At 48.0% G+C, this 2,475-nt stretch carries 2 tRNA genes and 1 rRNA gene; all 3 read right to left on the bottom strand.

What is annotated here, in order from left to right:
* Positions 1-1,534 (bottom strand): 23S ribosomal RNA (locus JKP77_RS21990); the annotation flags it as partial.
* Positions 1,535-2,065: 531 nt separating this feature from the next.
* A tRNA-Ile gene (locus JKP77_RS21985) sits at positions 2,066-2,142 on the bottom strand.
* Between the two features lie 159 nt (positions 2,143-2,301).
* Positions 2,302-2,377: transfer RNA gene (locus JKP77_RS21980), tRNA-Ala, on the bottom strand.
* Positions 2,378-2,475: the final 98 nt, after the last annotated feature.

Genomic DNA, 2,475 nt, shown 5'->3' with positions numbered 1-2,475 from the left:
CCGTTTCCCATCGACTACGCATTTCTGCCTCGCCTTAGGGGCCGACTTACCCTGCCCTGATTAGCATGGGACAGGAAACCTTGGTCTTCCGGCGTGGGGGTTTTTCACCCCCATTATCGTTACTCATGTCAGCATTCGCACTTGTGATACCTCCAGCATGCTTCTCAACACACCTTCAACAGCTTACACAACGCTCCCCTACCCAATACGATAAATCGCATTGCCGCAGCTTCGGTATATTGCTTAGCCCCGTTACATCTTCCGCGCAGGCCGACTCGACTAGTGAGCTATTACGCTTTCTTTAAAGGGTGGCTGCTTCTAAGCCAACCTCCTAGCTGTCTGTGCCTTCCCACATCGTTTCCCACTTAGCAATATTTAGGGACCTTAGCTGGCGGTCTGGGTTGTTTCCCTCTCCACGACGGACGTTAGCACCCGCCGTGTGTCTCCCGGATAGTTCTCATTGGTATTCGGAGTTTGCAAAGGGTTGGTAAGTCGGGATGACCCCCTAGCCTTAACAGTGCTCTACCCCCAATGGAATTCGTCCGAGGCTCTACCTAAATAGATTTCGGGGAGAACCAGCTATCTCCCGGTTTGATTGGCCTTTCACCCCCAGCCACAAGTCATCTCCTAACTTTTCAACGTTAGTGAGTTCGGTCCTCCAGTTGATGTTACTCAACCTTCAACCTGCCCATGGCTAGATCACCGGGTTTCGGGTCTATACCTAGCAACTAAACGCGCAGTTAACACTCGCTTTCGCTACGGCTCCGCTATTCGCTTAACCTTGCTACTAAATATAAGTCGCTGACCCATTATACAAAAGGTACGCAGTCACCCCATCACTAAGCCACCTCTTGCTTCGCAAGCGGTCACTGTTGAGCTTTCGCTCAACGCACCCACTGCTTGATTGGTTTGGTTTACCGACGGCTGCTTCGCAGGTCGTCGTTAACGCTACAATCATAAGAAGTAGTAGTGAGTCACATCACATCTCGAAGAGACTTAGTGATGGGGCTCCCACTGCTTGTACGTATACGGTTTCAGGTTCTATTTCACTCCCCTCACAGGGGTTCTTTTCGCCTTTCCCTCACGGTACTGGTTCACTATCGGTCAGTTAGGAGTATTTAGCCTTGGAGGATGGTCCCCCCATATTCAGTCAAGATAACACGTGTCCCGACCTACTCGATTTCACTACAAAGGTTTCTTCGTGTACGGGGCTATCACCCTGTATCGCGCCACTTTCCAGAGGCTTCCACTAAATCCAATGCAGCTTAAGGGCTGCTCCCCGTTCGCTCGCCGCTACTAGGGGAATCTCGGTTGATTTCTTTTCCTAAGGGTACTTAGATGTTTCAGTTCCCCTCGTTCGCCTCGTTACACTATGTATTCATGTAACGATACCTGTAAACAGGTGGGTTTCCCCATTCGGACATCTGTGGCTCAAATGCATTTTGTCGGCTCACCACAGCTTTTCGCAGACTTACACGTCCTTCATCGCCTCTAACTGCCAAGGCATCCACCGTATACGCTTTGTCACTTAACCATACAACCCCAAGCAGCCTTTTGACTCCTGCATTGAGCGGTAATTTAATACCTGCTGTATGATGACAAGCTAATCGTGAATTTGCCTTGTCATCAAAATTAATCGATAACAAGCAATTCAAGTCAAGTAGAGTAGTCTAGTGCAAAATCATCGTTAGATGACTTTTGCGCAAGGAGGACTCACAGTACGCTCAGTTGTAAAAACTAAACTTACTGCTAATTCTCTCAGTTACTCAATTTTGATTGATTACTAATATCAGCTTTCCAAATTGTTAAAGAACGTATCTTGCAATCGGACTTGCCGATTGCAACACAAGGTAAACGCGTTGCGAAGCAACACCTTTACACTTTAGGGTAAAAAACCCTAATCAATGCTTACTGCTATCAGTAAATATTCATTAGGATTTCAGTCCGTTTTTGACCAAATCAGCATCCGATGCAGATGATGTAATTTCTTTCTGGATTGAGGCATCGGATTGCGTAGTGTGCGAGTAGCACATGAGCAATTCGATAACGAAAAGCCAGGAAGAAATGGTAGGCTTGGGCAGACTTGAACTGCCGACCTCACCCTTATCAGGGGTGCGCTCTAACCAGCTGAGCTACAAGCCTCCAGCTTACTTCGCCTAAGCTTCGTATCTGTTCTCTTGGTTTCGTCGCTCGTCAGTTACGTACCTTATGTACGTGCCTTCCTCACTCCTCAAGTCGAGCCCAGCTACAAACCTTATGCTCGCAATCTGACTTCTTTAAAGTTCAGATGGCTTGCGAAAGTGGTGGAGCTAAGCAGGATCGAACTGCTGACCTCCTGAATGCAAATCAGGCGCTCTCCCAGCTGAGCTATAGCCCCATAATTGGTCGTTCTTCTTTCTATAACAAGACTATCTGTGTAGGCACTGCATCAAGTGTGTCACGTCGACTTTTGGTAAGGAGGTGATCCAACCCCAG

It is taken from the genome of Alteromonas antoniana (genome assembly GCF_019249295.1).
GTDB lineage: Bacteria > Pseudomonadota > Gammaproteobacteria > Enterobacterales > Alteromonadaceae > Alteromonas > Alteromonas antoniana.
Note: the sequence above shows the minus strand (reverse complement) of the source record. Positions and strands in the feature narration are given on the sequence as shown.